We start from the raw sequence: 24720 nt of genomic DNA, 5'->3' as shown, positions 1-24720 counted from the left end.
TTCAGGCCGCGCGCCAGCCGGAAACGATGATCAGCATGCCCACCAGCGCCACCCCGGCGCCCACCCAATCCAGCGCAGACAGCTTCACCCCGTCCACCACCCGCAGCCACAGCAGCGCCGTCGCCACATACACGCCGCCGTAGGCCGCGTAGACCCGCCCGCTGGCCGCCGGATGCAGCGTCAACAGCCAGACAAACAGCATCAGGCTCAATGCCGCCGGCAGCAGCAGCCAGGCGCTGCCCTGTTTCTTGAGCCAGAGATAAGGCAGGAAGCAGCCAATAATTTCAGCCAGGGCAGTGGCGAAAAACAACAGCGTAGTTTTTAACATCGGTCGCAGTTTTCTCTCGGTAAATTAAACGAATCGGCGCTTGGCTGGTGAATTCCAGGAGCGCGGTGGTATATTTGTCACTACGCCTGCGGGCGAGGTAACGCCAGTGCCGCCATCATCAGGCGCACTCACTCATAAGGATGAAACGATGAAAACATTTTCGACCCATCGACTGCTGCGCGGGATGCTGCCGGTCGCCATGCTGGCCGTCATGGGCGCCTGGCAGGCGCCGGCGCTGGCCGCCACCTGCACTCAGGGCAGCACCTGCGTCACCGTCGATGGCAAAGGCAGCGGCGCGATGAGCACCGAAGAAGCGCGCCAGAGCAAAGAGCAGTGGAATGATACCAAAACCCTGCGCCACAAGGTTAACACTCGCGTCGAGAAAGAGTTCGACAAGGCCGATCGCGCGGCGGATGACGAAGACCGCTGCAACGACAGCAACAACGTCAACGCGTACTGGGAGCCGGACACCCGTAAATGCCTGGATCGCCAGACCGGGCGTCGGATTATTCCTTAATCCGCCTGCGGCGGGCGGGCAAGCGTGAAACCCGGCCGCCGTTGCTGCTATCCTGTTACAGGAAGTCCATTGTCTAAAAGGATGACGTGATGAAAAAAACGCTGATATTAACCGCTGTATTGCTGGCCGGCGCGCCGTTAGCGGCCCTGGCCTCCTGCGAAAGCGTGAAAGCGGACATTTCGCAAAAAATCGTCAATAACGGCGTACCGGAGTCCGGCTTTAAACTGGAGATCGTGCCCAACGATCAGGCCGATCAAGCGGGCGGCCAAGTGGTCGGCCACTGCGAAAACGACACCCAGAAGATCGTCTATACCCGCCTGAGCAACGGCGACGATCGCGGTGACGCGGCGCAGACCGGCACCAGCCAGGATACCTCCAACACGCAGTAAGCCACATCGGCTATCCCGGGCGCTCTGCAGCAGCGCCCTTTCCTTATCCCTTACGCCTGCTCCGCCTCTTCTTCTTCGCCCTGCGGCCGACAACGCGCCGGGATCAGCATGGCTGCCGCCAGCGCCAGCAAGGACACCAACGCCGACACCAGAAATACCCAATGCAGCGAAGCCGCCACCTGCTGGGTCAACTGCGCCAGCGCCTCGCCCCCCATGCTCTGCCGCACCGCCGGCTCCATCAGCCGCTGCACCGGATCGTCGATTTCCGGCAGACGCCATTGCAGGTTGAGGTTCAGCGTGGCGCCCAGAATCGCGGTGCCGATGGCCGACCCCACCATGCGGGTAAACACCGTACAGGCGGTGGCGATGCCGCGAATGCTGTAATGGGCCGCGTTCTGCACCGACACTAAAAATGTGGTGTTGCACAGCCCCATGCCGGCACCGACCATAAACGCCGCCACCCGGCCCCACAGCAGGCCGCCGTTCGGCTGCAGCATCAGCAGGATCAGGCCGCCCGCCACCAACAGCAGCGCCCCCAGCAGCGCCGTGGCGCGATACGAGGTCATCAGCATCAAACGGCCGCTCAGCGTGCTGGCCAGCGGCCAACCGATCGACATCAGCGCCAGCGTGGTGCCCGCCTCCAGCGGCGAGCCGCCCATCACGCCCTGAATGAAGGTGGGCAGGAAGGCGCTGATGCCCATCATCGCCGCGCCGATCACCAGCCCGCCGATGTTACCGGCGACGATCACCCGGCTTTGCCACAGCGCCAGCGGGAACAGCGGTTCGACCGCGCGCCGCTCCTGGCGGACAAGCAGCGCAAGCGACGCCGCCGCCAGCGCCAGCAACGGCGCCACCCACCATCCCAGACTTTCCATCTGCAACAGCGCCAGCAGCAGCGCCGAAACGAACAGCGTCAGCCAAGCGGTGCCCGCCAGATCCAGCGCGTGCCGGCGCAGCTGCTGATGCGCAGGCAGATAGCGCCAGAGGAAGAACATCGCCAGCAGGCCGATCGGCAGGTTGACCCAGAACACCAGCGCCCACGGCAGATGCTGGACGATAAACGCCCCCAACAGTGGGCCGATGATCGCCGACACGCCCCATACGCTCGACAGGTAGCCCATCACCTTCGGCCGCTCGGTGGCGCTGTAGATGTCGCCAATGATGGTGGAAGCGATCGGCATGATGGCGCCGGCGCCCAACCCCTGCAGCAGACGAAAGCCGATCAGCCAATACATGTCGGGGGCGAAGCCGCACAGCACCGAGCCCAGCAGGAACAGCGTGGCGCCGAAGAAGAACACCCGCTTGCGGCCGTAGAGATCCGCCAGCCGCCCGTAGATGGGGATGGTGATCGCCTGCGCCAGCAAATAGACCGCGAATACCCACCCCAGCAGCGAGAAGCCGCCGAGGTCACCGATGATGGTCGGCATGGCGGTGGCGACGATGGTGGCTTCGATCGCCGACATGAACATCGCCAGCATGCAGGCGATCAGAATCAACGGGCGGTGGGCGATGGGTGCGGGTGAAACGTTATTTGTCATGGCGTTATGCAGGTTTCCTGGCGTTTTTATTTTCCCTGAGTATATCAGCAAGCGCCTGCGCCGAGTCTATCCGCCCTCACATCCTGTCTTTGCCGGCGGCGAATCGCATCATTTGGACCGATTGTTACGGCGTAACGTTTCGCTGCACATTTTTTTCACTTTCCGCGCATCCCAGCGCTGACGCGGGCTGAGGCGCCGATCCGCGTAATCTCAATCAACTGATTTTGTTCATAAAACTTGGCATGGCTAACGACAGGGTGCTATACCTTCCCTAGCCGGGGTCATTGGGCTTCGTGCTTTCTCTAGTTTAAATATCAGTATCTTATGCTGATTAATTCACGTATTGAGCCGCCGTTCAGCACGCTATGCCGAACACACCCTTCGCTCAATGTCGCTAACCTCATGCGAAACGCCCGTTTTGTACCGCCACGCCCGTCGGGCAGTGGGTAACAATCAGAGCGGAATGCGCCGTCTCATCGGCCGCTCCGCGCAACGGAGGACGCAACATCATGCACAAGTCAGCGCCATACCGGCGCCTGCTCCTCGGGAGCCTGCTGTTTATCGCCGTCATCGCGCTGCTGGTTTACGGCATCGGTTGGGAAACCCTCACGTCGCGCCGGGAAGATTTGATTTATCTCGGCCAGCAGCACATGTTCCTGGTAGTGTGTTCCATGCTGCTGTCGCTGCTGGTCGGCATTCCCAGCGGCATCCTGCTGAGCCGCCCCTTCGCCCGCCGCTGGGCGGAGCACGTGATGCAGATCTTTAACGTCGGCAACACCCTGCCGCCGCTGGCGGTGCTGGCGCTGGCGATGGTGATCATCGGCATCGGCGACCGGCCGGCGGTGGTGGCGCTGTTCCTCGCCTCGCTGCTGCCCATCGTGCGCAATACCTATGCCGGCCTGCGTTCGGTGCCGCCGGCGCTGGTCGAGGCCGCCAACGGTATTGGCATGACCGCCGGGCAGCGGCTGCGCCAGGTCGAACTGCCCAACGCGTTGCCGGTGATCTTCGCCGGGGTGCGCATCGCGATGGCGATCAATGTCGGCACCGCGCCGCTGGCGTTTTTGATTGGCGCCAGCAGCTACGGCGAACTGATCTTCCCCGGCATCTACCTGAACGACTTCCCGACGCTGATCCTCGGCGCCGCCGCCACCGCGCTGATCGCCCTGCTGCTGGATCTGGCGCTGGCCGGTCTCGGCCGCCGGCTCAGCCCGCACACCGCATCCTGATGGGAGAAACGCGATGACTCGATGGTTACAACGCCTCCGCCACGCGCTGCTGTTCTCCTTGCTGATGACCGGCGCGGCCGCCTGGGCCGCCCCGCTCACGCTGGCGAGCAAGAACTTTACCGAACAGCGCATTCTGTCGGCGATCACCGTGCAATACCTGCGGGCCAAAGGTTTTCAGGTCGAACCCAAGACCAATCTGGCCACGGTGATCACCCGCAACGCGATGATCAACAAACAGATCGACATGACCTGGGAATACACCGGCACATCGCTGATCATCTTTAACCACATCAATAAGCGCATGACGCCGCAGGAAACTTACGACACGGTGAAAAAACTCGACGCCAAGCTCGGCCTGGTGTGGCTGCAGCCGGCGGACATGAACAACACTTACGCCTTCGCCATGCAGCGCCAGCGCGCGGAAAAAGAGCAGATTCGCACCATGTCGCAGCTGGTGGCCAAAGTGGAACAGGTGCGTAAAACCGACCCGAAACACAACTGGCTGCTGGGGCTGGACCTGGAGTTTGCCGGCCGCTCGGACGGCCTGAAGCCGATGCAGGCGCTGTACGACATGCCGCTGGACCGCCCGCAAATCCGCCAAATGGACCCCGGCCTGGTCTACAACGCCATCCGCGACGGCTTCGTCGATGCCGGGCTGGTGTACACCACCGACGGCCGGGTGAAAGGCTTCGATCTGCAGGTGCTCGAAGACGACAAGGGCTATTTCCCGAGCTATGCGGTCACGCCGGTGGTGCGCGCCGAGGTGTTGCAAAACACGCCGGGGCTGGAAGCGGCGCTGAACACGCTGTCGAAACAGTTCAACAATCAGGTGATCACCGAGCTGAACGCTAAGGTGGATATCGACTACCAGACGCCGCAACAGGTCGCCGATGCGTTCCTCAAGCAGCGCGGCCTGATTTAGGGAGGCATGTGATGAATACTGTACTTTACGCCTGGCAAAACTGGGCCTATATCGCCGGCTTGACGCTGGAGCACCTGCTGCTGGTCGGCGTCGCCGTCGGCCTGGCAATCCTGATCGGCGTGCCGCTCGGCGTGCTGATCGTCCGCCACAAATGGCTGGCGACCCCGGTGCTGAGCCTGGCCACGCTGGTGCTGACCGTGCCCTCCATCGCCCTGTTCGGGCTGATGATCCCGCTGTTTTCCTTAATCGGCCACGGCATTGGCTACGTGCCGGCGATCACCGCGGTGTTCCTCTACTCGCTGCTGCCGATCGTGCGCAACACCCACACCGCGCTCGACAACCTGCCCGGCGGGCTGCGCGAAGCCGGCCGCGGCATCGGCATGACGTTCTGGCAACGCCTGCGCTGGGTGGAGATCCCGGTGGCGCTGCCGGTGATTTTCGGCGGCATTCGCACCGCCGTGGTGATGAATATCGGCGTGATGGCAATTGCCGCGGTGATCGGCGCCGGCGGTCTCGGCCTGCTGCTGCTCAATGGCATCAGCAGCAGCGACATCCGCCAGTTGATTACCGGCGCCGTGATGATCAGCCTGCTGGCGATCGTCCTCGATTGGTTATTGCACCGCTTGCAAATTGCGCTTACGCCCAAGGGGATCCGCTCATGATTAAATTGGAAAATCTGACCAAACAGTTTATGCAGAAGAACGGCACGCCGTTCAACGCCGTCGACAACATCAATCTGGACGTGCCGGAAGGCGAAATCTGCGTGCTGCTCGGCCCTTCCGGCTGCGGCAAAACCACCACGCTCAAGATGATCAACCGCCTGATCGAACCCAGCGGCGGCACCATTCTGATCAATGGCGAAGACACCAGCGCGCTGGATACCGTCAGCCTGCGCCGCAAAATCGGCTACGTCATCCAGCAGATCGGTCTGTTCCCCAACATGACCATCGAGGAGAACATCACCGTGGTGCCGCGCATGCTGGGCTGGGACAAAAAACGCTGCCACGATCGCGCCGAGGAGCTGATGAGCATGGTGGCACTGGATCCCAAGCGCTTTTTGCACCGCTACCCGAAAGAGATGTCCGGCGGGCAGCAACAGCGCATCGGCGTAATCCGCGCGCTGGCGGCCGATCCGCCGGTGCTGCTGATGGATGAGCCCTTCGGCGCGGTGGACCCGATCAACCGCGAAACCATCCAGAACGAATTTCTCGACATGCAGCGCCAGCTGAAAAAGACCGTGATGCTGGTGAGCCACGACATCGATGAAGCGCTGAAGCTCGGCGATCGCATCGCGGTGTTCCGCCAGGGCAAGATCGTGCAGAACGCCAGCGCCGATGAGCTTCTGGCGCGGCCGGCGAACGACTTCGTCGCCTCTTTTGTCGGCCAGGATCGCACGCTGAAGCGCCTGCTGCTGGTGCAGGCCGGCGACGTGGCCGATCAACAGGAAACGGTGACGGTGCGGCGGGAGACGCCGCTAGTGGAGGCGTTCGGGCTGATGGATGATATCGATGCCCGCTCGGTGACGGTGGTGGACGCCGACGGCAAACCGCTGGGGTACGTCAAACGCCGTGAGGCGCGCGGCGCGCCGGGCGTCTGCGCCGACAGCCTGCACCGTTTCCGCGTCACCGCCCGTGCGGAGGAGAACCTGCGCGTGGTGCTGTCGAAGCTGTACGAGCACAACACCTCCTGGATGCCGATCGTCGATGAAGACGGCCGTTACAGCGGCGAAATCTCGCAGGATTACATCGCCGACTACCTCAGCTCCGGCCGCACGCGCCGGGTGCTGACGCCGCAATAACTTACCCAGGGGCGCCGACCGCCCCGCCCATGCCGCAGTTTGATAAAGATTCACTGGTCATCAGCCGGAGCGCCAAGCACAATGCGCTGATGACCCTTTGATTTTTCTCACGACGCCGCCCACGCATGAAAAGACTGGTCCACCTGCACCACTATCGCGCCCTGTTGCGCAGCCTGTTTATCGCCGTGTTCATCGGCATCGCCGCCGCCCTGGCGGTGTGGCTGTTCCACCGTTCGATGATTGGCCTCGAGTGGCTGCTGCTCGGCAATGCCGACGGCAGCCTGGTGGCCGCCGCCGCCGCGCTGCCCGGCTGGCGGCGCGCCCTGACGCCGGCGCTGGGCGGCCTGGCGGCGGGCCTGCTGCTGTATATTCACCAGCGCTACCGCCACCAGCGCCCGGCGGCGCCCACCGACTATATGGAAGCGATCGAGACCGGCAACGGCAAGCTGGACACCGGCGCCAGCCTGGTGAAGTGCCTGGCGTCGCTGCTGGTGGTATCGAGCGGCAGCGCCATCGGCCGCGAAGGCGCGATGATCCTGCTGGCGGCGCTGGTGGGCTCGCTGTTTGCCCAGCGCTTTACGCACGAGAAAGAATGGAAACTGTGGGTGGCCTGCGCCGCCGCCGCCGGGATGGCCAGCGCCTATCATGCGCCGCTGGCGGGCAGCCTGTTTATCGCCGAGATCCTGTTCGGCACCCTGATGCTGGCCTCGCTCGGCCCGGTGGTGATCGCCGCGGTCAGCGCGCTGCTGATGACCAACCTGCTCAACGGCGGTCAGGCGCCGCTCTATCTGGTGACGCCGCTCGCGGCCCCCCTGCCGACGCAATACCTGCTGATGGCGCTGGTCGGCGTGGTGGCCGGCGCCGGCGGGCCGCTGTTTTTATGGCTGATGACCGCCACCGGCCATGCCTTCCGCTCGCTGCGGTTGAAGCCGCCGTTGCAGCTGGCGCTGGGCGGCCTGATCGTCGGGCTGCTTTCGCTGCTGTTCCCGCAGGTGTGGGGCAATGGTTACAGCGTGGTGCAGGCGCTGCTGATCGCGCCGCCGGGGGTGCTGCTGCTGGGGGCGATCCTGGTATGTAAACTGTTGGCAATCCTTGCCAGCAGCGGGTCGGGCGCACCCGGCGGGGTCTTCACCCCGACGCTGTTCGTCGGCGCCGCGCTCGGCTCGATCATCGGACAGCTGTTTGGCCTGTGGCCGGGCATGGATACGGCGGTGCCGCTGCTGCTGGCGCTGACCGGCATGGCTACCCTGCTGGCCGCCACCACCCATGCGCCGATCATGGCGGCGCTGATGGTGTTTGAAATGACCGGCGAATACGCGCTGCTGCCCGGCATTCTGCTGGCCTGCGTGATCGCCACCACCGTGTCGCGCGGCCTGCGGCCGGTGTCGGTGTATCATTCGGCGCCGCCGCCCAAACGCGAAGCTTAGAACTCGCCCTGCTGCAGGATTTTCCTGAACTGCGGGCACTGCAGGTGCTCGGGTTCAGGGCAATCGGCCATGTGCCGCAGCCCGTCGCGCACCTGCATCAGGCGTTGGATATGGCGATCCAGCTCATCCGCCCGCACCGCCAGCAGCCCGCGATCGATCGCTATCTTGCCCCGTTCGTCAAACAAGGCGTTCATCTCGTCCAACGTAAAACCGGCCAGGCGCGCCAGCGCGATCAGCCGCAGTTGGTCAAGTACCCCGGCGTCGTATTGGCGGCGCAAACCGTGGCGGCCTATCGACGCGATCAGCCCCTTTTTTTCGTAATGCCGCAGCGCAGACGGCGCGATCCCGCTCAGGCGCGCCACCGCGCCGATATCCAGTTCTTTTGCCATTGACTTGAGGCCGACTTTAAGTTGCACACTGTGCGCACATTATCACGTCACTGCGTTAAGGACACCTGTATGACCCCCGATCTGTTAGTGCGCATCCTGTTAACCGGCGCCGGCGCCACCCTCTGCATGGATCTGTGGGCGCTGCTGCTGAAGCGGCGCTTCGGCATCCCTTCCCTCGATTATGCGCTGGTGGGCCGCTGGTTTCTCGGCATGTCCGACGGCCGCTGGTTTCACGCCACCATCGTTACGGCGCCGCCGCGCCGGGGGGAGAGAGCAATCGGCTGGATATTGCATTACGCCATCGGCATCGCGTTTGCCTTTATCCCGATCGGTTTGGCGGGCATCGGGTGGTATGCGGCGCCGGAGCCGCTCATCGCGCTGTTGAGCGGCTGGCTGAGCCTGGCGGCGCCGTTTCTGGTGATGCAGCCCGCGCTGGGTTTTGGCGTAGCGGCAGCGAAAACCGCCTATCCGCGAAGAGCACGGTTGCTCAGCTTGCTCACCCACACGGTGTATGGGCTGGGCCTGCTGATCGCCGCCCGGTTGTTGGCGGCGCTTTGCGTCTGATCGAGCTTACAGCAGCGTGGAAATATCGAGATAGTGCGCCAGTTCGCGCTGCTCCGCACGCGGCAGGTACGGAACCTCACCCAGCAGCGGCGCGGGAATGCGCTGCTGCAGTGCCTCGATGGTTTCGGCGTAGTGTGCCAACCCCGGATTGATGCGGTTGGCCACCCAGCCCAGCAGCGGCAGGCCGTCGTTGATGATCGACTGCGCGGTCAGCAGCGCGTGGCTGACGCAGCCCAGCTTGATGCCCACCACCAGCACCACCGGCAGCTGTTCCTGCACCACCCATTCGGCATAAGGCCGCAGATCGTTCATCAGCACGCGCCAACCGCCGCTGCCTTCCACCACCACCGTGTCGGCCTTGGCGGACAGATCCCGCAGGCCGCTGCTCATCAGGCCGTAGTTGATGTCCTCGGTCGCATGCGCGTGAAACACCTCATCCAGGCAGGTGATGGGATTGATCTCCTCGTAGGACAGCGGCAGGGTTGAGGATGCCTGCAACACCAAAGCGTCTTTATTGCGGATGCCCTCGCTGGTTTCCTGGCAGCGTGCGGCGATCGGCTTGTAGCCGGCCACTGAACGGCCTTCGGCGGCCAGCGCCTGCATCAACCCGCGGGAAACCACGGTTTTACCGACGTCGGTATCCGTGCCTGTCACAAATAAACGCTTCAACATGAATAAAATGCCCCAGAATGCCCCGTTAACAATGTGTCGCCGCATCGGCGGCGAAGAAGTCTTTCGGAAAAATTCTAGGGGATGCGCCCCCATAGGGGCTTGAGGTAGCTCAATCTTTTGCGGAATTAATAAGAAGTTCTGATGTTAGCCTTGCAGCAATTGCACCAGCAACGATCCGTTGTACAGCGCCTCTTTCACCAGCGCCGCACCGGGCATGGTGCCCTTATTGAAGAACTGCGTGGATTCGACCTTGACCTGCTCGCTGTAGGCCGGCAGCGCCTGCTGGCGAATGCAGGAGGCGATGGCCGGGTGCAGGATCTCCGCCGCGCGGTTGAGCGGCGAGCCCACCAGGATCTTCTCCGGATTGAACAGGTTGACCATGATCGCCAGAATGCGCCCCACGCTGTGCCCAACGCCAAGAATGATGTCCCGCGCCAGCTGATCGCCCGCCAGCGCGGCGTCGCACAGCGATTCAACGGTCAGCGGCGCGCCGTGCAGGCTGGAGCTCATCGAACCGCTCAGCCGCTGCTGGGCGATCTCCAGGATGTTCTCAATGCTGGCCACGGTTTCGAGGCAGCCGTGGTTGCCGCAGTAACAGCGTTTGCCGTACGGATCGACCTGGGTGTGGCCGATCTCCACTACGCTGTGGCTGCCGGCGTGCAGTACGTGGCCGCCGGTGATCACCCCGGCGCCGACGTTGTGGTCGATCACCACCTGAATCACGTTCTGGCTGCCGCGCGAGGCACCATACAGCGCCTCGGCCATGGTCCAGGCGCTGATGTCATGCTGCAGGTAAACCGGCAGGCCGGTGCGGGTTTCCAATGCCGGACCGAGCGGCATCTCCAGCACGTCGTAAAACGGCATGCGATGTACCACGCCGGACTGCACGTCGATCATGCCCGGCAGCGTAATGGCGATCGCCGTCAGCCGCTCCAGCTTGCTTTGGTGGCGGATAAAGAATTGGTCGACTTCGGTCAGGATGCGTTTCAGCAGCGGTTCAGGGTGTTCGGCCGCCAGCGGCAGCAGCTCCTCCACCACCAGTTTGCTGCTGAGATCGCGCAGCGCCAGCGTGATGCTGCCACGGCTGATACGGGCAGAAAGGTAATGCCAGGCCTCGGTATCCAGCACCAGCCCCACCGCCGGGCGGCCCCGGCTGCCGATTTCCTGGTACTCGGTTTCCTTGACCAGATGGGCTTCCAGCAGTTCGCGCACGATCTTGGTGATGCTGGCGGGCGCCAGCTGTGCGCGTTTTGACAGTTCGATGCGCGAAATCGGGCCCAGTTGATCGATTAGCCGATAAACCGCCCCCGCATTGGTCTGCTTGATTTGATCGATATGCCCAGGCTGCCCAACCGCAATCACAAACCTGCTCCTACTATTTTTCGCGCTTCTAAATAAAGACTAGGGGTTATGGTGGGGCTTTTGTCATACAGCGTCAACTATTTGATTCGTTATGTGATTTGCTGCACAAATTCCTCGCAATTTCAGCGTGAATTGATTTTTATTTGCCCAAGTTCAACGTCATTTCAGCATCAACGCCATCAGCGCCTGCGCGGCAGCGGTCAGCGGCCGCCGGCGGTGATGCACCAGCCACACTTCGGTGGTGGCGTCCGGCTCCGCCAGCGGCAAATAGCGCACGCCGTCCACCCGCACCCGGGCGAAAGAGGCCGGCAGAATCGACACCCCCAACCCGGCGGAGACCAGCCCGATGATGGTCATGGCTTCCCCCACTTCCTGGGTGATGTATGGGGTAATGCCGGCCTTGCCGAGCAGCAGCAGAATTTCGTCGTACAGCGCGGTGCCCACTTCGCGCGAGAAGAACACGAACGGCTCCTGCGCCAGGTGTTGGAACCGCAGCGCGCCGCCGGGCGTTTCCGCCAGCGGATGCCCTTCCGGCACCACCGCCACCAGCGGTTCGCGCAGCAGCAGCTGATAGTGGAGCGCCTCCGGCAGCCGAGTGTTGCGCATCACTCCCAGATCCAGCTCACCGTTCAGCAGCGGTTCGATCTGCTGTTTGGTGTTGATTTCGCGCATTTTGATATGGACCTGCGGGGACTGCTGACGAAAGGCGCGCAGGCTGCGCGCCACCACGCCGATAAAGGGTGCGGAAGAAGTAAAGCCGATGGTCATTTCCCCCAGCTCACCGCGATCCAGACGCGCCGCCTTTTCCGCCGCCCGCCCAACCTGATCGAGCACCTGGTAGGCTTCTTTGAGGAACATCTCCCCGGCCTGGGTCAGGCTGACGTTACGATTGTTGCGCGCCAGCAGCCGTGCGCCGACCATCTCTTCCAGCGCCTGGATTTGCTGGCTGAGCGGCGGCTGGGAGATCCGCAGCCGCTCGGCGGCGCGGCCAAAATGCAGCTCTTCCGCCACGGCGATAAAGTAACGCAGGTGTCTCAGTTCGATATTCATATTTAAAACGTCTTAATTTGAATTATTAATATATTAGACAAAAAACTCGCCGCTCCCTATCATTTTGTTATCTGTAAAGTGTCTGTTTATCTCCCCGAAGTTCGGTAAGGAAACGCTGTGACAACCCCTGTGCGTTCTGCGGCCGTGATGCCGTCGACGCTGGCCGCCAACGATGACGCGGCCGCTGCGCCAAACGTAAAACGCTCCACCCTCAACAACAAACTCCCCTATATCGAACGCGGCACGCCGCAGTTTATGCGCGTAACGCTGGCACTGTTTTCCGCCGGGCTGGCGACCTTCGCGTTGCTCTACTGCGTGCAGCCGATCCTGCCGGTGCTGTCGCAAGATTTCGGCGTCTCGCCGGCGGAAAGCAGCCTGTCGCTTTCGGTCTCTACCGGCCTGCTGGCGATCGGCCTGATGTTCACCGGGCCGCTTTCCGACGCCATCGGCCGCAAGTCGGTGATGGTGGTGGCGCTGCTGCTGGCGGCAGTCTGCACGCTGATTTGCGCCTTTATGACCAGCTGGCACGGCATTTTGCTGATGCGCGCGCTGATCGGCCTGTCGCTGAGCGGCGTGGCAGCGGTCGGCATGACCTACCTCAGCGAAGAGATCCATCCCAGCTTCGTCGCCTTCTCGATGGGGCTGTACATCAGCGGCAACTCGATCGGCGGCATGAGCGGCCGCCTGGTGACCGGGGTGTTGACCGACTTCTTCTCCTGGCGCGTATCGCTGGGAGTCATCGGCCTGTTCGCCCTCGCCGCCGCCTGCATGTTCTGGCGTATCCTGCCCGCCTCGCGGCATTTTCGCGCCAGCTCGCTGCGCCCGCGCACCCTGCTGATCAACTTCAAGCTGCATTGGCACGATAAGGGCCTGCCGCTGCTGTTTGCGGAAGGTTTCCTGCTGATGGGCAGCTTCGTCACCCTGTTCAACTACATCGGCTATCGCCTGCTGGCGGATCCCTACCACCTGAGCCAGGCGATTGTCGGCCTGCTGTCGGTGGTGTACCTCACCGGCTCCTACAGCTCGCCCAAGGCCGGTGCGCTCACCTCGCGCTTCGGGCGCGGCCCGGTGCTGCTGGCGTCGATAGTGATTATGCTGATCGGGATCCTGATTACCGCGCTGCCGCAGGTGCCGGCGATCTTTATCGGCATGATGCTGTTCACCGCCGGTTTCTTCGCCGCCCACTCGGTGGCCAGCAGCTGGATTGGCCGCCGTGCGCGCCGCGCCAAAGGCCAGGCGTCGTCGCTGTATCTGTTCTGCTATTACGTCGGCTCCAGCGTGGCCGGCACCCTCGGCGGCGTGTTCTGGCACAGCTTCGGCTGGAATGGCGTGACGGCGTTTATCAGCCTGATGCTGTTGCTGGCGCTGCTGGTGGTGCATTACCTGAAACGCCTGCCGGAAGCGGCCCGTCTCTGAAAAGAAAAAGCCGCGGTGGTTTGCCGCGGCTCGTCATGTCAGTGCCTGTGATTATTGACCGGTTTTCCAGCGGGTGCGCAGGTACTCCACGGCCTTATCCGTTTGCGGCTCAGTCAGATTGCGTTGCCGGAACAGGATGGTTCCCCCCATTCCCGGCAGGCTCTCGTTGAGATCCAGCTGCCTTTTCAGCTCGGGAACGCCGCCGTCGACGGTCCAGGCCGGTTCGCTGGCCACAGGCGTACCCACTTTATACAGCGCCACCCCGGCATAGAGCCGAACCGGCGTGCCTTTCACCACCTCGGCCCACCAGTTGGCCAGCACGTCGTAGCGGACAATTTCACGATCAAAAGGCCAATACAGCTGCGGTGCGATATAGTCGAGCAGCCCCAGTTTTACCCACTGGCGCGTATCGGCATAGGCCGTATCGTACGATGGCGCCCCTGCCCGCGTCGCCGAGCCGACAGGATCGTCCGCTTTGTTTCGCCATACGCCCGCCGGGCTGACGCCAAACGCAACCGCGGGTTTCAACGCTTTGACGGTGGCTGAAACCTGTTTTATCAATTGCAGCGTGTTGTCCCTGCGCCAGGCGGCTTTGTCTGCAAACCCTTTGCCGTAGGCGCGATACGTCTTTTCATCATCCAGCGGCGATTGCGGTGTTTCGTAATAGAAATAATCGTCAAACTGAATGCCGTCGACATCATAGTTTTTGACTATTTCAGCCACCACGCCGGTGATCCAGTTGCGCACGTCGGGTAAGCCTGGATCGAGCACGAAGCGATCGTTGGCCGTGCGGATCCAATCGGGATGCAGCGCATAGACGCTGGCCGGTGGGGACTGCAACGTCTGATTAAGTGCATCAATCGTTTGCTGTCGGGTATTCATGGAAACCCGATAAGGGTTCAGCCAGGCATGCACTTTGATGCCGCGTCGATGCGCTTCTTGCAGCATAAAGGCCAGCGGATCATAACCCGGATCCCGGCCCACGGTGCCGGTCAAGACCTCAGACCAGGGCAAAATGTCAGAACGCCACAGGGCCGTACCGTCCGGTTTAACCTGAAAATACACGGTGTTAATCCCGGTTTTCACCATGTCGTCCAGTGCGTCCGTCAGCCCCTGCTTCTGCAGGCGCACCCGCTCTTGCGCGGTTTCCGCTTTCAGGGTGGCCGCCGGCGGCCAGTCCAACCCAATAACCGTGGCCAGCCAGATGCCCCGCATCGGTGTAACCGGCGGTGTCGGCTGTGCAGGTTTCTCCGGTTCGGGGGGCTTGGCGCATCCGCTCACGCCGAGCATTGCGGCCATCAACAACCATCCGCCTAATTTTGTTGCGCCTGTCGGCATAAATATTCTCCTTCCGTGAGTGACGGTTATCCCATGTCGTTTCGTGCAGAGCAAGAAACCGCCCGCTTTCTCAACGCTATCCCGCTGCCGGCGTCGCCCTGTTCAGACGACGCCGGTGTCTTTATCCCATTACCAGCTCAGCCCCGTCCCGCGAGGGAACGCCACCTTGCCCGTATTGGTTTCCACATCGTAGTCATGCCAGGTGTTAACCGGCAGTTTTCCGTGCGGTGTGATTTTCCCCGTCAGCACCTGTGCCAGAGAAATCATCGAGTGGCCACGCCACACACCGCCGTCATACCCGTAATAGGAATAGGTGGCGACGGCCGCCTCCACCTCTGCGGCATAGTTCACGATATCGTAAGGTGCGCGCAGTGAGAGGTGAACGCGTTTTTTCCCCTGCTCGGCGGCGTATTTCAACCAGCCCGGATAAGGGCTGCTGTCATTACCCGCCCCGGTCGCGGAGGTAACGACCCCATCCTGTTCAGCAGGCGTAAAGCGGGTTGAGAGGGTTCCGAGCAGGAACACGTCGCAGCCGGCAATATGTTCCCTGACCTGGGCGTCGCTCAGTTCCGTTTCCTTCGCGGCAACGATGTTCTGATACCCCTCTTGTGCCATCACGCGCGCAATGCCGTTCGCCTGCTCGCCCCACGGGGTCAGAATAAAGTAGCGCAGCGCCTTGTCTTTTAACGGCAACAGGCTGTGGCGATTGATGACTACGGTAATGGAGCGATCGGCGATGCGCTTTTCCAGCTGGTGCGCTGAGGACGCAACGTCGTTGGAACAAGGTTTATCGCTATGCCCCATCAGGCCATGGCGCAATTTAAGGCGCAAAATTCGCTCGACCGAGGCATCGATATCAGCCTCGCTGAGATGCCCCGTTTTCACTCTGTCCGCAAGGTACCGGATCAACGCCGGCAGCAGACTCGCCTGGGCCGGTGAGGCGATGCTGACAGGCATCAGGGCAATATCCACCCCGGCGGCAAAGACGTTTTCAGCCGCCGCTTGCTGGCTGAAATGCTCGGCAATCGCGCCCATATCCAGCGCGTCTGAAATCGTTACGCCCGCATACCCCAACTCATTGCGCAGGATCTGGGTCTGAATTTCATGCGACATGGTGGCCGGCACCGTGATTTTTTCACCGCTGCGGGTATCGATCTGGCGGTTATCCAGTGCCGGATACTGAATATGCGCGGTCATGACCATGTCCGGCGCCGCGCAGCGATCGATAGCTTGCTTATAAGGGGCGATATCGATGGCAAAAGCCTCTTCCCGCGTGCGATCGACGCGCGGCAAACCGGTATGCGAGTCGGTGGAGGTGCTGCCATGGCCCGGGAAGTGTTTGTAAGCGGTGATCAGCCCCTGGTGCTTCATGCCCGCCACCATTTTCTCGGCCAGGCGGGACACGGTATTCTTATCATCGCTGAAGGCGCGAACGTTAATCACCGGGTTGAACGGGTTGGTGTTGACGTCCACGACCGGGGCAAAGTTGGTATTGATATGCAACGCGCGCATATCCTGAGCCATCAGCTTGCCCTGTTCAACGGCGAGCTGTTTATCCGCGCCACCCTCAATCGCCGCCGCCAGCGCCATATTGCCGGGGAATGAGGCATAGTCGCCGCGCGGCAGCCGGAAAACGTTACCGCCCTCGTTATCCGTGCCGATAAACAGGCGAATGCCGGCGTGCGTTTTCATCGCGGCATACCAGGCCGTCAACGTTTTGATCTGCTGCTTGTCTTTCAGATTATTGGCGAACAGGATCACTCCACCCACGTGGTTATCGGCGATCAGCTTGCCAATGGCTTCATCGGGAACGGTCATATCCTGATTGCTGCTACCGTTCTGATCCCAGTAGCGAAAATCCAGCATGATTTTTTGCCCGATCTTCTCTTCCAGCGTCATGTTTTTGACTTTCTGTTTAATATCCACAGTAAACCTCCGTTTAAAGCACCCGTTAATGACAGAAGAAAAGATAACCCGAGGGACTCATAGCGTCCTGCCATTCTGTTTGTTTCAGTGATTGGACAACGGCGATCGGAAAATGGATTAAACAAAATACAAACGAACAGGAAAAAATCCATCAGTGAATCAAAACGCTACGCATACTGGGTGTATTGCGTGCCTGCTGCCAGAGACCGCTATGGCGCATTTTCTACTGGTAAGCCGGGTGGCCAGTGAAGCTACCGTTACCCCAGTAGCCGATGTTGCCCCCAGTCCGCCACTCTTCTATAGTATGTTGTAACTAATATAGGAGCGTGCGATGAGCAGATACGATGTGATTGGCCGAATGAACGCCTGCTTTACCGAGCTGGAGCAGGCGCTCGGCGCGTTGCAGCAGCAGATCGTCCCGCTGCGGCTGCTGGCGGCGCGGGTGTTCAGCCTGCCGGAGGTTGAAAAAGGCCAGGAACATCAGGCTATCTCGCATATCGCGGTCGAACAGCATGTGGGACAAGCGGCGCGCGATCTGGCGCTGGAGCATTATCAGCGGCTGTTCATCCACCATAACCGGGAGAATGTCAGCAGCAAGGCCGCCGTGCGCCTGCCCGGCGTTATCTGTCTGGCGGTGGAGCAGCCGGAGTATCAGGCGCTGCAAACGCAGCTGGCGCTCATCAACCGCCTGAAGGGCGAACTGGAACAGATTATCACCGTCGATTCCGGCCTGGCGCCGGAGCAGCGTTTCGAGTTCGTACACACCCATCTGCACGGGCTGATTACCCTCAGCGCCTATCGCACCCTCACCGCCCTGACCAACCCCGACTCCGTGCGCTTCGGCTGGGCCAACAAGCACATCATCAAAAACGTCAAGCGAGACGACATCCTGGCGCAGCTGGAAAAAAGCCTGAAAGCCGGCCGCGCGGTGCCGCCGCACAGCCGTGAACAGTGGGCTGCCCTGGTCAGCCGCGAGATAGACGACGTCAGCCGCCTGCCGCAGCACGCGACGCTGAAAATCAAGCGACCGGTCAAAGTACAGCCTATCGCCCGGGTGTGGTATCAGCAGCAGCAAAAGCAGGTGCAACACCCCTGCCCGCTGCCGCTGATCGCCCTGTGTCAGGTAGAGAGCGGCGCCGCCGTGCCGAAGATTGGCGAGCTGCTCAACTACGACGTCGACGCGGTGAAACACCGTTACAAACCCGACGCCCGGCCGCTGCGGCTACTGGTGCCGCGCCTGCACCTGTATACCGACGACGCTACTCGCTGAGGGTATACACTCGCAGGCGATGGCCGTCCGGGTCCCGTGCTACGAAGGTGTAACCGAACTCCATCTCGGTCGGCGTTTGCTCGATAGGCAGCCCGAGCTCGCGCCACTGGTTATAGCGCGCCTCGACCTCTTGCGGATCCTGGCACAAGAAGCCCAGTTCACCGCCGCCGCCGGTCAGCGTAGCCGCCGGTTTTACCCCCTGTTTGGCCCACATCCCCAGCTTGAAGCCGTTGTTGAGCACAAACAGGGCGAAGCCGGGAGAAAGCTCTACCGGCGCCTGTCCCAGTAAACGTTGATAAAAGGCGGCGCTGTTCAGCGGGTTGTCGACGTAAAGCAGGGTCATGCTGGGAAGGGTCATCGGTCTGTCCTCTGGGTGATGGGAACCGGCCGGTTCCCGATAGGCACAGACTAAGGGGCACGACTGACAGTTTATGGCAGCAGCGTGCCGCTATTGCTCCGCAATGCCCTCGCGAAGGCGCCACTCTTTCAGCAGCCGCCGCCGGCCGCGCGGATAGCGCTGTTCCAACGGCGTAGCGGCCTGAATGCGGTCGAGGCGAAAATGGCGAAACGTCTGGCGCAGCTCGCACCAGGCGACCAGCATCTGGAACTGGTCGAAAAAACCCAGCGCAAAGGGCCACAGCAGGCGTTCGCTGCGCTGCCCCGCCAGATCGAGATAGTCGATATGCAGCTTGCGCTCGCGGCGGATGGTGTCGCGGATCAGCACCCGCAGCTCATCTGCCACCGGCGGCGCCTGAACCGGCGCGATCAACAGCGTGTTGGCCTCAAGCTCCTCCCGCAGCGCCGGCGGCAGCACGTCGGCAATCTTGACCAGCGCCTGGCCCGCCGCGCTCGCCAGCTGACTGTCGCCGTGGCGGCTGACCCAGCGCATCCCCAGCACCAGCGCTTCTGTCTCCGCCTGCGAGAACATCATCGGCGGCAGCATAAAACCGGGCCGCAGCACATAGCCGACACCCGCCTCGCCGACGATCTCCGCCCCCTGCTGCTGCAGCGTGGCAATGTCGCGGTACAGCGTGCGCATACTGATGCCCAGCGTCTGCGCCAGCGTATGGCCCGCCACCGGATAGCGGTGGCTGCGCAGCAGCTGCATCAGATCGAGTAAACGTTGTGCGCGCGACATATCACGATTCCCTGCATAGCGCGGTTTGGACAAAATCGGCAAAGGCTCGTGCCTTGGCCGAGACGAAATGGCCGCCGGGGAACACTGCCCACAGCGCCAGCGGCGGCAGTTGCCAGTCCGCTAAAGCCGCAATCGCTGCCCCGCTTTGCAGCTCGTTGCGAAACATGCCTTCGCTGGCGACGGTAGCACCGAAGCCCGCCATCACCAGCTCACGCACGCACTCCGCCGCATTGACCCGCATGCGCCCCGGCAGCCGCAGCGTGCGCTGTTCCTCTCCGCGGCTGAAGCGCCACTGCTCGCCGCCGCCACGTCGATGATAAATCACCATCTCGTGCTGCAACAGATCTTCCGGCCGCTGCGGCATACCGGCAGCGGCAAAATAGCCGGGCGTACCGATCACGCATTGTTTTACCTCACCCAATTTACGGGCGGTAAAACCGGAATCCTCCAGCTCGCCAATACACAGGGCAATATCGATGCCCTCTTCAATCAGCGACAGATTGCCGTCATCCAGCAGCAGATCGACGTTCAACCGTGGATTGGCGCGCATAAACGCCGTCAAATCAGGCAGGGGAACGATGCGAGCGAACACCGCCGCCGAAGCGACCCGCAGCCGGCCGCTCAGGGTCTCGCCTGCGCTCTGCACCAGCGCTTCCGTTTCCGCCAGCTCGTTCAGAATACGCCGGGTGCGTTGATAGAGCTGCTGCCCCGCATCCGTCGGCTGCAGGCCGTGGGTCGAGCGCAGCATCAGGCGCGTGCCGAGCTGCTGTTCCAGCCGCGCCACCGCTTTTGAGACCGCCGGCTGCCCCACGTGCAGGCGCCGCGCCGCTGCGGTAAAGGAACCGCTCTCGTAAACGCAGGCATAGGTTTCGTAATCGGCAAATTTACCCATGGCATTCCTTGCTGGAATAACGATTAGCATTTATTGCAGTCTACACGCGCCATTGCGGAATGGGCAAGATGAGCACTTCCCCCTCATTCCCGTCAGGAGAACGCATGACACTGCAAGACAAACTCGATGCCTTCAAAGCGGCATTCGAAACCGACCAACTGCCGTTCACACTCACAGAACAAGAGCACGCGCTGATGCGTAAGGCGATCCAAACGCAGATCGCTTCCGGCATCGCCGAACGCGCCCTGAAGATCGGCGACGCCGCGCCCGGCTTTACCCTGCCGGACAGCGAAAACCGGCCATGCTCTTCCACGGCGCTGTTGGCGAAGGGCCCGCTGGTCGTCAGTTTCTATCGCGGGATCTGGTGCCCCTACTGTACGATCGATCTGCAGGCGCTGCAGGCCGCATTGCCCGCCATCACGCAGCACGGCGCGCAGCTCGTGGTCATTTCACCACAGAGCGCGGTGCATAACCGCCAGGCCGCGCGCGATCACGATCTCACCTTTCCGCTGCTCAGCGATGCAGGCAACCGCCTGGCGGCTCAATTCGGCCTGCGTTACCGCCTGCCGGACGCGCTGATCGCCCTGTATCAACAGCGGCTCGGCCTCGATCTGGCGCAGTTCAACCAGGATGACAGCTGGACGCTGCCGCTGCCGGCGCGGTTCGTTATTGCCCGCGATGGTCATATTGCCTATGCGGAAGCGCACGCCGATTACACCCGGCGGCCGGAGCCGCAGGCGCTGTTGTCGGTACTGGAAGGATTAGCGTGAAAAGACGGGGCGCAACCGCGCCCCATTTAGGCATGACGTCATTATTTCTGCATGCTGCCGACCATCGCTTCCGGCCGCACCCACTCATCGAACTGCGCTTCGGTCAGATAGCCAAGTTTCAGCGCCGCGGCTTTCAGCGTCAGCCCTTCCTTGTGCGCTTTCTTGGCGATTTCCGCCGCCTTGTCGTAGCCGATGTGGGTATTGAGCGCCGTCACCAGCATCAGCGATTCGTTCAGCAACTGGGTGATGCGATCGCGGTTCGGTTCGATGCCCACCGCGCAGTGCTCGTTGAAACCCTGCATGCCGTCGGCCAGCAGGCGAATCGACTGCAGGTAGTTGTGGATCACCATTGGGCGGAACACGTTCAGCTCAAAGTTGCCGGAAGCGCCGCCGATGTTCACCGCCACGTCATTGCCCAGCACCTGGGCGCACAGCATGGTCATCGCCTCGCACTGGGTCGGGTTGACCTTGCCCGGCATGATCGAACTGCCCGGCTCGTTCTCCGGGATCGAAATCTCGCCGATGCCGCAGTGCGGGCCGGACGCCAACCAGCGCACGTCGTTGGCGATCTTCATCAGCGAAGCCGCCAGCCCTTTCAGCGCGCCATGCCCCTGCACCAGTGCGTCGCAGGTCGCCAGCGCTTCGAACTTGTTCGGGGCGGTGACGAACGGCTGATGGGTCAACTCCGCCAGCGCTTTAGCGACGCGCACCGCGTACTCAGGGTGGGTGTTCAGGCCGGTGCCGACCGCCGTGCCGCCCAGCGCCAGCTCGGCGATGTGCGGGATACTGTCCTCGATGTGTTTCAGATTGTGCGCCAGCATCGCCGCCCAGCCGGAGATCTCCTGCCCCAGGGTCAGCGGCGTGGCGTCCTGCAGATGGGTACGGCCGATTTTGACGATGTCGCGATAGGCTTCAGCCTTGTCGCTCAGCGTCTTGTGCAGCACTTTCAGCTCGGGGATCAGGTGCTCGCGCAGCGCAATCACCGCCGCCACGTGCATCGCGGTGGGAAACACGTCGTTGGAGCTTTGGCTTTTATTGACGTCATCGTTCGGGTGCACCTTTCGCTCTTCGCCGCGCACGCCGCCCAGCAGCTCGCTGGCGCGGTTGGCCAACACTTCGTTCATGTTCATGTTGGTCTGGGTGCCGGAGCCGGTTTGCCAGATTGACAGCGGGAACTGGTCGGCATGACGATCTGCCAGCACTTCGTCGGCGGCATTGATGATGGCGGCGCCCCGCTCGGCCGGCAGCAGCCCCAGATCCACGTTCACCTGCGCGGCGGCACGCTTGGTCAACGCCAGCGCGTGAATCAGCGCGGTCGGCATCTTTTCGGAGGAAATACGGAAATGCGCCAACGAACGCTGGGTTTGCGCGCCCCACAGCTTGTCGGCCGGTACTTCGATGGGGCCCATAGAGTCTTTTTCGATACGAACGCCTGCCATCATTATCTCCTTAGCATAATTCCTAAAATTGTAGGGTTAGGCCGACGCGCTACCCCCCGTCGGCATGCACTCCCAGTATAGTGACATAATAACTATTCGCATTAAGAGAGTTATCTCACAGCACGTTTCATCTCTTTTACCCCTTCATGACGCGGTTATTTGTCGTCGGTTAACCCGCACCGAAATAAACGGCCGGCATGACCGGGAGAATAAAAGCGTGGGTAGCCATTAACGCGGATGGCGCGAATTAAAATTATTGATGCGCTGGGCCTGTAAATGATTGAGCTCATCGATACGTTGCTGCTGCAGATGATTGATCTCGTCGTAGGCGTTCTGCCTTTCATTATGGCGATAGGCCCCGGTCGCCACCGCGCCGGCGGTGAGCGTCAGCGGATGCGTCAAGGGCGCGATCGCGGCGGGAACCGCTACCGGTGCGGGTGTAACGACGATCGGCGCCGGCGCTATCACCACGGTGCGCGGCGCGGCGTAAGGATAGGTGACAATCACCGCCGCCTGGGCTGTGCCGGTGCAAAGCCCCAACAGCAACAACAGTTTTTTCATGCAACAGACCTCTTGTTTCGTTAAATCGACTCGTTAGCCGTTACGGTAAAGGGGTCTGGCGCGCAGGTTTAAGCTCGGCGTGTGATCGCCCGGCGCCGCGCGAAAATAATAATAAGGGAGTGGCTCAGACGGTAAAAAATAAATTCAGCTGACATATTTTGACATGCTGAAAAATAAATAAGGAGGCAAGATGCCCGGACTATCGGCAATAACCCCACTGTCCCAAAGAATAATCGATCGGCGGTTTTTGACGGCCGCTTTGAAGGCAGTGCACCATTTGAGACGCCGATCGTTATCACGCTATACTTTGGCCCGTTGCCGGGCGCGACGTTATCCGGCGTTATTTTGATCGCGCCCATGATTTTTCCCGCCGACGCGGGCGTATGATGGTCGTCGGCATAGATTAAGTTAATCTTATAAAATCAGTGAGTTATTGCCATGCAGTGCGGCAATGACGCAGAAGGACGTTTATCGACATGCAAAAAATGACCAACGCGGTACAGAATTACGCCTGGGGCAGCCACGATGCGCTGACCCGTCTTTACGGCATCGCCAATCCCGATAATCAGCCGATGGCCGAACTGTGGATGGGCGCCCATCCCAAGAGCCCTTCCCGCGTGCCGGGCGCCGATGGCGCGCTGCGTTCGCTGCGCGAGCTGATCGATGAAGACCAGCCAAAGCAGCTGGGCGCCGACGTCGCCAGCCGCTTTGGCGAGTTGCCGTTCCTGTTTAAAGTGCTGTGCGCCGATCAACCGCTGTCGATCCAGGTCCACCCGAGCAAAGCGGCGGCCGAGATCGGCTTCGCGAAAGAGAACGCCGCCGGCATCCCGCTGAGCGCCGCCGAACGCAATTACAAAGACCCTAATCACAAGCCCGAGCTGGTCTTCGCCCTGACGCCTTTCCTGGCGATGAACGGCTTTCGCGAACTGACCGATATCGTTTCCCTGCTGCAGCCGATCGCCGGCGCGCACCACGATATCGCCGCCTTCCTGCAGCAGCCGGACACCGCGCATCTGTCCACCCTGTTCGCCAGCCTGTTGACGATGAGCGGCGAGCAAAAGTCGCTGGCGCTCGGCGTAATGAAAGCCGCGCTCAACAACCAGCAGGGTGAACCCTGGGATACCGTGCGCTTTATCGCCGGCTTCTATCCGGACGACAGCGGCCTGTTCTCACCGCTGCTGCTGAATGTGGTGCAGCTCGCGCCGGGCGAGGCGATGTTCCTGTATGCGGAAACGCCGCACGCCTACCTGAAAGGCGTGGCGCTGGAGGTGATGGCCAACTCGGATAACGTGCTGCGCGCAGGCCTGACGCCGAAGTTCATCGACGTGCCCGAGCTGCTGGCCAACCTGCAGTTCCGCCCGCAGCCGGCGTCAGGCCTGCTGACCCAGCCGGAGCAACGCGGCAACGAGCTGTTCTTCCCGATCCCGGTGGAGGATTTCGCCTTCTCGCTGCACGATTTGACCGCCGCGCCGCAGGCGCTGGCACAGCGAAGCGCCGCCATCGTGTTCTGCGTCGCCGGCGAAGCGACGCTGGAAAAATCCGGGCAACGCCTGACGCTCAAACCGGGCGAATCCTGCTTTATCGGGGCTTTCGAATCCCCGGTCAACGTCAGCGGCAGCGGCCGCATCGCCCGGGTTTATAACCAGTTGGCCTAACCGTTGATAAATTTCAGCAAATTGCTTGCTGAAAGCGAGAGCTACCCCCACAATTAAACGCCTGCGGGCGTTATTTGTCGGCCCCTATTTGCCCCTCCCGCGCAACGGAGGGTGATAAAAAAAAGGATGAAAC

The 24720-nt window shown here is 61.7% G+C and carries 26 protein-coding genes; 12 read left to right on the top strand and 14 right to left on the bottom strand.

Annotated features, from left to right (window positions below; all coding sequences use genetic code 11):
- Position 1 precedes the first annotated feature (1 nt).
- The gene (locus FUU19_RS24430; RefSeq protein WP_025302721.1) at positions 2-328 is read right to left on the bottom strand and encodes a YnfA family protein; all 327 of its coding nucleotides are present in this window, start codon (positions 326-328) and stop codon (positions 2-4) included.
- Positions 329-476: 148 nt separating this feature from the next.
- On the opposite strand from FUU19_RS24430, the gene FUU19_RS24425 reads away from it, so the two are divergent.
- Positions 477-845, top strand: coding sequence for a DUF1283 family protein (locus FUU19_RS24425; protein WP_230507415.1), 369 nt, complete (start codon positions 477-479; stop codon positions 843-845).
- A gap of 89 nt (positions 846-934) precedes the next feature.
- Positions 935-1234, top strand: a complete 300-nt coding sequence (locus tag FUU19_RS24420) for a DUF1161 domain-containing protein (RefSeq protein ID WP_060432992.1) — start codon at positions 935-937, stop codon at positions 1232-1234.
- Between the two features lie 50 nt (positions 1235-1284).
- Here the strand turns inward: FUU19_RS24420 and FUU19_RS24415 are convergent, their stop codons facing one another.
- Complete coding sequence (locus tag FUU19_RS24415; RefSeq protein ID WP_043143259.1) at positions 1285-2772, bottom strand: MDR family MFS transporter; 1488 nt, start codon at positions 2770-2772, stop codon at positions 1285-1287.
- Between the two features lie 509 nt (positions 2773-3281).
- Here FUU19_RS24415 and FUU19_RS24410 point away from each other — a divergent pair.
- From FUU19_RS24410 to clcB, 5 genes are all read left to right on the top strand, one after another.
- Positions 3282-3998, top strand: coding sequence for an ABC transporter permease (locus FUU19_RS24410; protein ID WP_230490539.1), 717 nt, complete (start codon positions 3282-3284; stop codon positions 3996-3998).
- A 64-nt stretch (positions 3999-4062) separates the two neighbouring features.
- On the top strand, positions 4063-4920 hold the full coding sequence (locus tag FUU19_RS24405) for a glycine betaine ABC transporter substrate-binding protein (RefSeq protein ID WP_187181970.1): 858 nt from the start codon (positions 4063-4065) through the stop codon (positions 4918-4920).
- Positions 4921-4931: 11 nt separating this feature from the next.
- Positions 4932-5582 carry an osmoprotectant ABC transporter permease OsmW gene (osmW, locus tag FUU19_RS24400; RefSeq protein WP_049199194.1) on the top strand — a complete coding sequence of 217 codons (651 nt, stop codon included), beginning with the start codon at positions 4932-4934 and terminating at the stop codon, positions 5580-5582.
- On the top strand, positions 5579-6718 hold the full coding sequence (osmV, locus tag FUU19_RS24395; RefSeq protein ID WP_230490538.1) for an osmoprotectant ABC transporter ATP-binding protein OsmV: 1140 nt from the start codon (positions 5579-5581) through the stop codon (positions 6716-6718). Before osmW ends, osmV begins: the two co-directional genes overlap by 4 nt.
- 125 nt (positions 6719-6843) lie before the next feature.
- On the top strand, positions 6844-8145 hold the full coding sequence (gene clcB, locus FUU19_RS24390; protein WP_141969031.1) for a voltage-gated ClC-type chloride channel ClcB: 1302 nt from the start codon (positions 6844-6846) through the stop codon (positions 8143-8145).
- On the opposite strand, the gene FUU19_RS24385 is transcribed toward clcB, so the two are convergent.
- Positions 8142-8534, bottom strand: coding sequence for a helix-turn-helix domain-containing protein (locus tag FUU19_RS24385; protein WP_141969032.1), 393 nt, complete (start codon positions 8532-8534; stop codon positions 8142-8144). The genes clcB and FUU19_RS24385 overlap by 4 nt on opposite strands.
- A 69-nt stretch (positions 8535-8603) precedes the next feature.
- Between FUU19_RS24385 and FUU19_RS24380 the strand changes: the two genes are divergently transcribed.
- Positions 8604-9098 (top strand): DUF2938 family protein, encoded by a 495-nt coding sequence (locus tag FUU19_RS24380; RefSeq protein WP_141969033.1) that lies wholly within the window; start codon positions 8604-8606, stop codon positions 9096-9098.
- Between the two features lie 6 nt (positions 9099-9104).
- Here the strand turns inward: FUU19_RS24380 and bioD are convergent, their stop codons facing one another.
- From bioD to FUU19_RS24365, 3 genes are all read right to left on the bottom strand, one after another.
- Positions 9105-9770 carry a dethiobiotin synthase gene (gene bioD / locus FUU19_RS24375; protein ID WP_141969034.1) on the bottom strand — a complete coding sequence of 222 codons (666 nt, stop codon included), beginning with the start codon at positions 9768-9770 and terminating at the stop codon, positions 9105-9107.
- 144 nt (positions 9771-9914) lie between these two features.
- Positions 9915-11132: a sugar metabolism global transcriptional regulator Mlc gene (mlc, locus tag FUU19_RS24370; protein ID WP_025302713.1), complete on the bottom strand. Its 1218-nt coding sequence runs from the start codon at positions 11130-11132 to the stop codon at positions 9915-9917.
- A 159-nt stretch (positions 11133-11291) separates the two neighbouring features.
- Positions 11292-12182 carry a LysR family transcriptional regulator gene (locus tag FUU19_RS24365; protein ID WP_141969036.1) on the bottom strand — a complete coding sequence of 297 codons (891 nt, stop codon included), beginning with the start codon at positions 12180-12182 and terminating at the stop codon, positions 11292-11294.
- 147 nt (positions 12183-12329) lie between these two features.
- On the opposite strand from FUU19_RS24365, the gene FUU19_RS24360 reads away from it, so the two are divergent.
- A complete protein-coding gene (locus tag FUU19_RS24360; protein WP_230490561.1) occupies positions 12330-13598 on the top strand; it encodes an MFS transporter in 1269 nt (422 codons plus the stop codon).
- 51 nt (positions 13599-13649) lie between these two features.
- On the opposite strand, the gene FUU19_RS24355 is transcribed toward FUU19_RS24360, so the two are convergent.
- Both FUU19_RS24355 and FUU19_RS24350 read right to left on the bottom strand, forming a co-directional pair.
- A complete protein-coding gene (locus FUU19_RS24355) occupies positions 13650-14936 on the bottom strand; it encodes a glycoside hydrolase family 10-like protein (RefSeq protein WP_430726495.1) in 1287 nt (428 codons plus the stop codon).
- 129 nt (positions 14937-15065) lie between these two features.
- Positions 15066-16862: a glycoside hydrolase family 3 protein gene (locus tag FUU19_RS24350; RefSeq protein ID WP_141969038.1), complete on the bottom strand. Its 1797-nt coding sequence runs from the start codon at positions 16860-16862 to the stop codon at positions 15066-15068.
- Between the two features lie 331 nt (positions 16863-17193).
- Between FUU19_RS24350 and tus the strand changes: the two genes are divergently transcribed.
- On the top strand, positions 17194-18132 hold the full coding sequence (tus, locus tag FUU19_RS24345) for a DNA replication terminus site-binding protein (protein WP_197833838.1): 939 nt from the start codon (positions 17194-17196) through the stop codon (positions 18130-18132).
- Here the strand turns inward: tus and FUU19_RS24340 are convergent.
- The 3 genes from FUU19_RS24340 to FUU19_RS24330 all read right to left on the bottom strand — a co-directional run bounded on the left by FUU19_RS24340 (position 18122) and on the right by FUU19_RS24330 (position 20162).
- Positions 18122-18490 carry a VOC family protein gene (locus FUU19_RS24340; protein ID WP_141969040.1) on the bottom strand — a complete coding sequence of 123 codons (369 nt, stop codon included), beginning with the start codon at positions 18488-18490 and terminating at the stop codon, positions 18122-18124. The two genes, tus and FUU19_RS24340, sit on opposite strands and share 11 nt — an antisense overlap.
- 90 nt (positions 18491-18580) lie before the next feature.
- The gene (locus tag FUU19_RS24335; protein ID WP_197833839.1) at positions 18581-19270 is read right to left on the bottom strand and encodes a helix-turn-helix transcriptional regulator; all 690 of its coding nucleotides are present in this window, start codon (positions 19268-19270) and stop codon (positions 18581-18583) included.
- 1 nt (position 19271) lies between these two features.
- The gene (locus FUU19_RS24330; RefSeq protein WP_141969042.1) at positions 19272-20162 is read right to left on the bottom strand and encodes a LysR family transcriptional regulator; all 891 of its coding nucleotides are present in this window, start codon (positions 20160-20162) and stop codon (positions 19272-19274) included.
- 104 nt (positions 20163-20266) lie between these two features.
- Here FUU19_RS24330 and FUU19_RS24325 point away from each other — a divergent pair, with 104 nt between their 5' ends.
- Positions 20267-20932, top strand: coding sequence for a peroxiredoxin-like family protein (locus FUU19_RS24325; RefSeq protein ID WP_197833840.1), 666 nt, complete (start codon positions 20267-20269; stop codon positions 20930-20932).
- Between the two features lie 41 nt (positions 20933-20973).
- Here the strand turns inward: FUU19_RS24325 and fumC are convergent, their stop codons facing one another.
- From fumC to FUU19_RS24310, 3 genes are all read right to left on the bottom strand, one after another.
- Entirely contained in the window at positions 20974-22371 is a 1398-nt protein-coding gene (fumC, locus tag FUU19_RS24320; RefSeq protein ID WP_230490537.1) for a class II fumarate hydratase, read from the bottom strand.
- Between the two features lie 228 nt (positions 22372-22599).
- Positions 22600-22932, bottom strand: coding sequence for a hypothetical protein (locus FUU19_RS24315; protein WP_230490536.1), 333 nt, complete (start codon positions 22930-22932; stop codon positions 22600-22602).
- 68 nt (positions 22933-23000) lie between these two features.
- The gene (locus tag FUU19_RS24310) at positions 23001-23291 is read right to left on the bottom strand and encodes a hypothetical protein (protein WP_230490535.1); all 291 of its coding nucleotides are present in this window, start codon (positions 23289-23291) and stop codon (positions 23001-23003) included.
- A 117-nt stretch (positions 23292-23408) separates the two neighbouring features.
- Between FUU19_RS24310 and manA the strand changes: the two genes are divergently transcribed.
- Positions 23409-24587: a mannose-6-phosphate isomerase gene (manA, locus tag FUU19_RS24305; protein WP_197833844.1), complete on the top strand. Its 1179-nt coding sequence runs from the start codon at positions 23409-23411 to the stop codon at positions 24585-24587.
- The last annotated feature ends 133 nt before the right edge of the window (positions 24588-24720 follow it).

The organism is Serratia montpellierensis (assembly GCF_020858655.1).
GTDB lineage: Bacteria > Pseudomonadota > Gammaproteobacteria > Enterobacterales > Enterobacteriaceae > Serratia > Serratia montpellierensis.
Note: the sequence above shows the minus strand (reverse complement) of the source record. Positions and strands in the feature narration are given on the sequence as shown.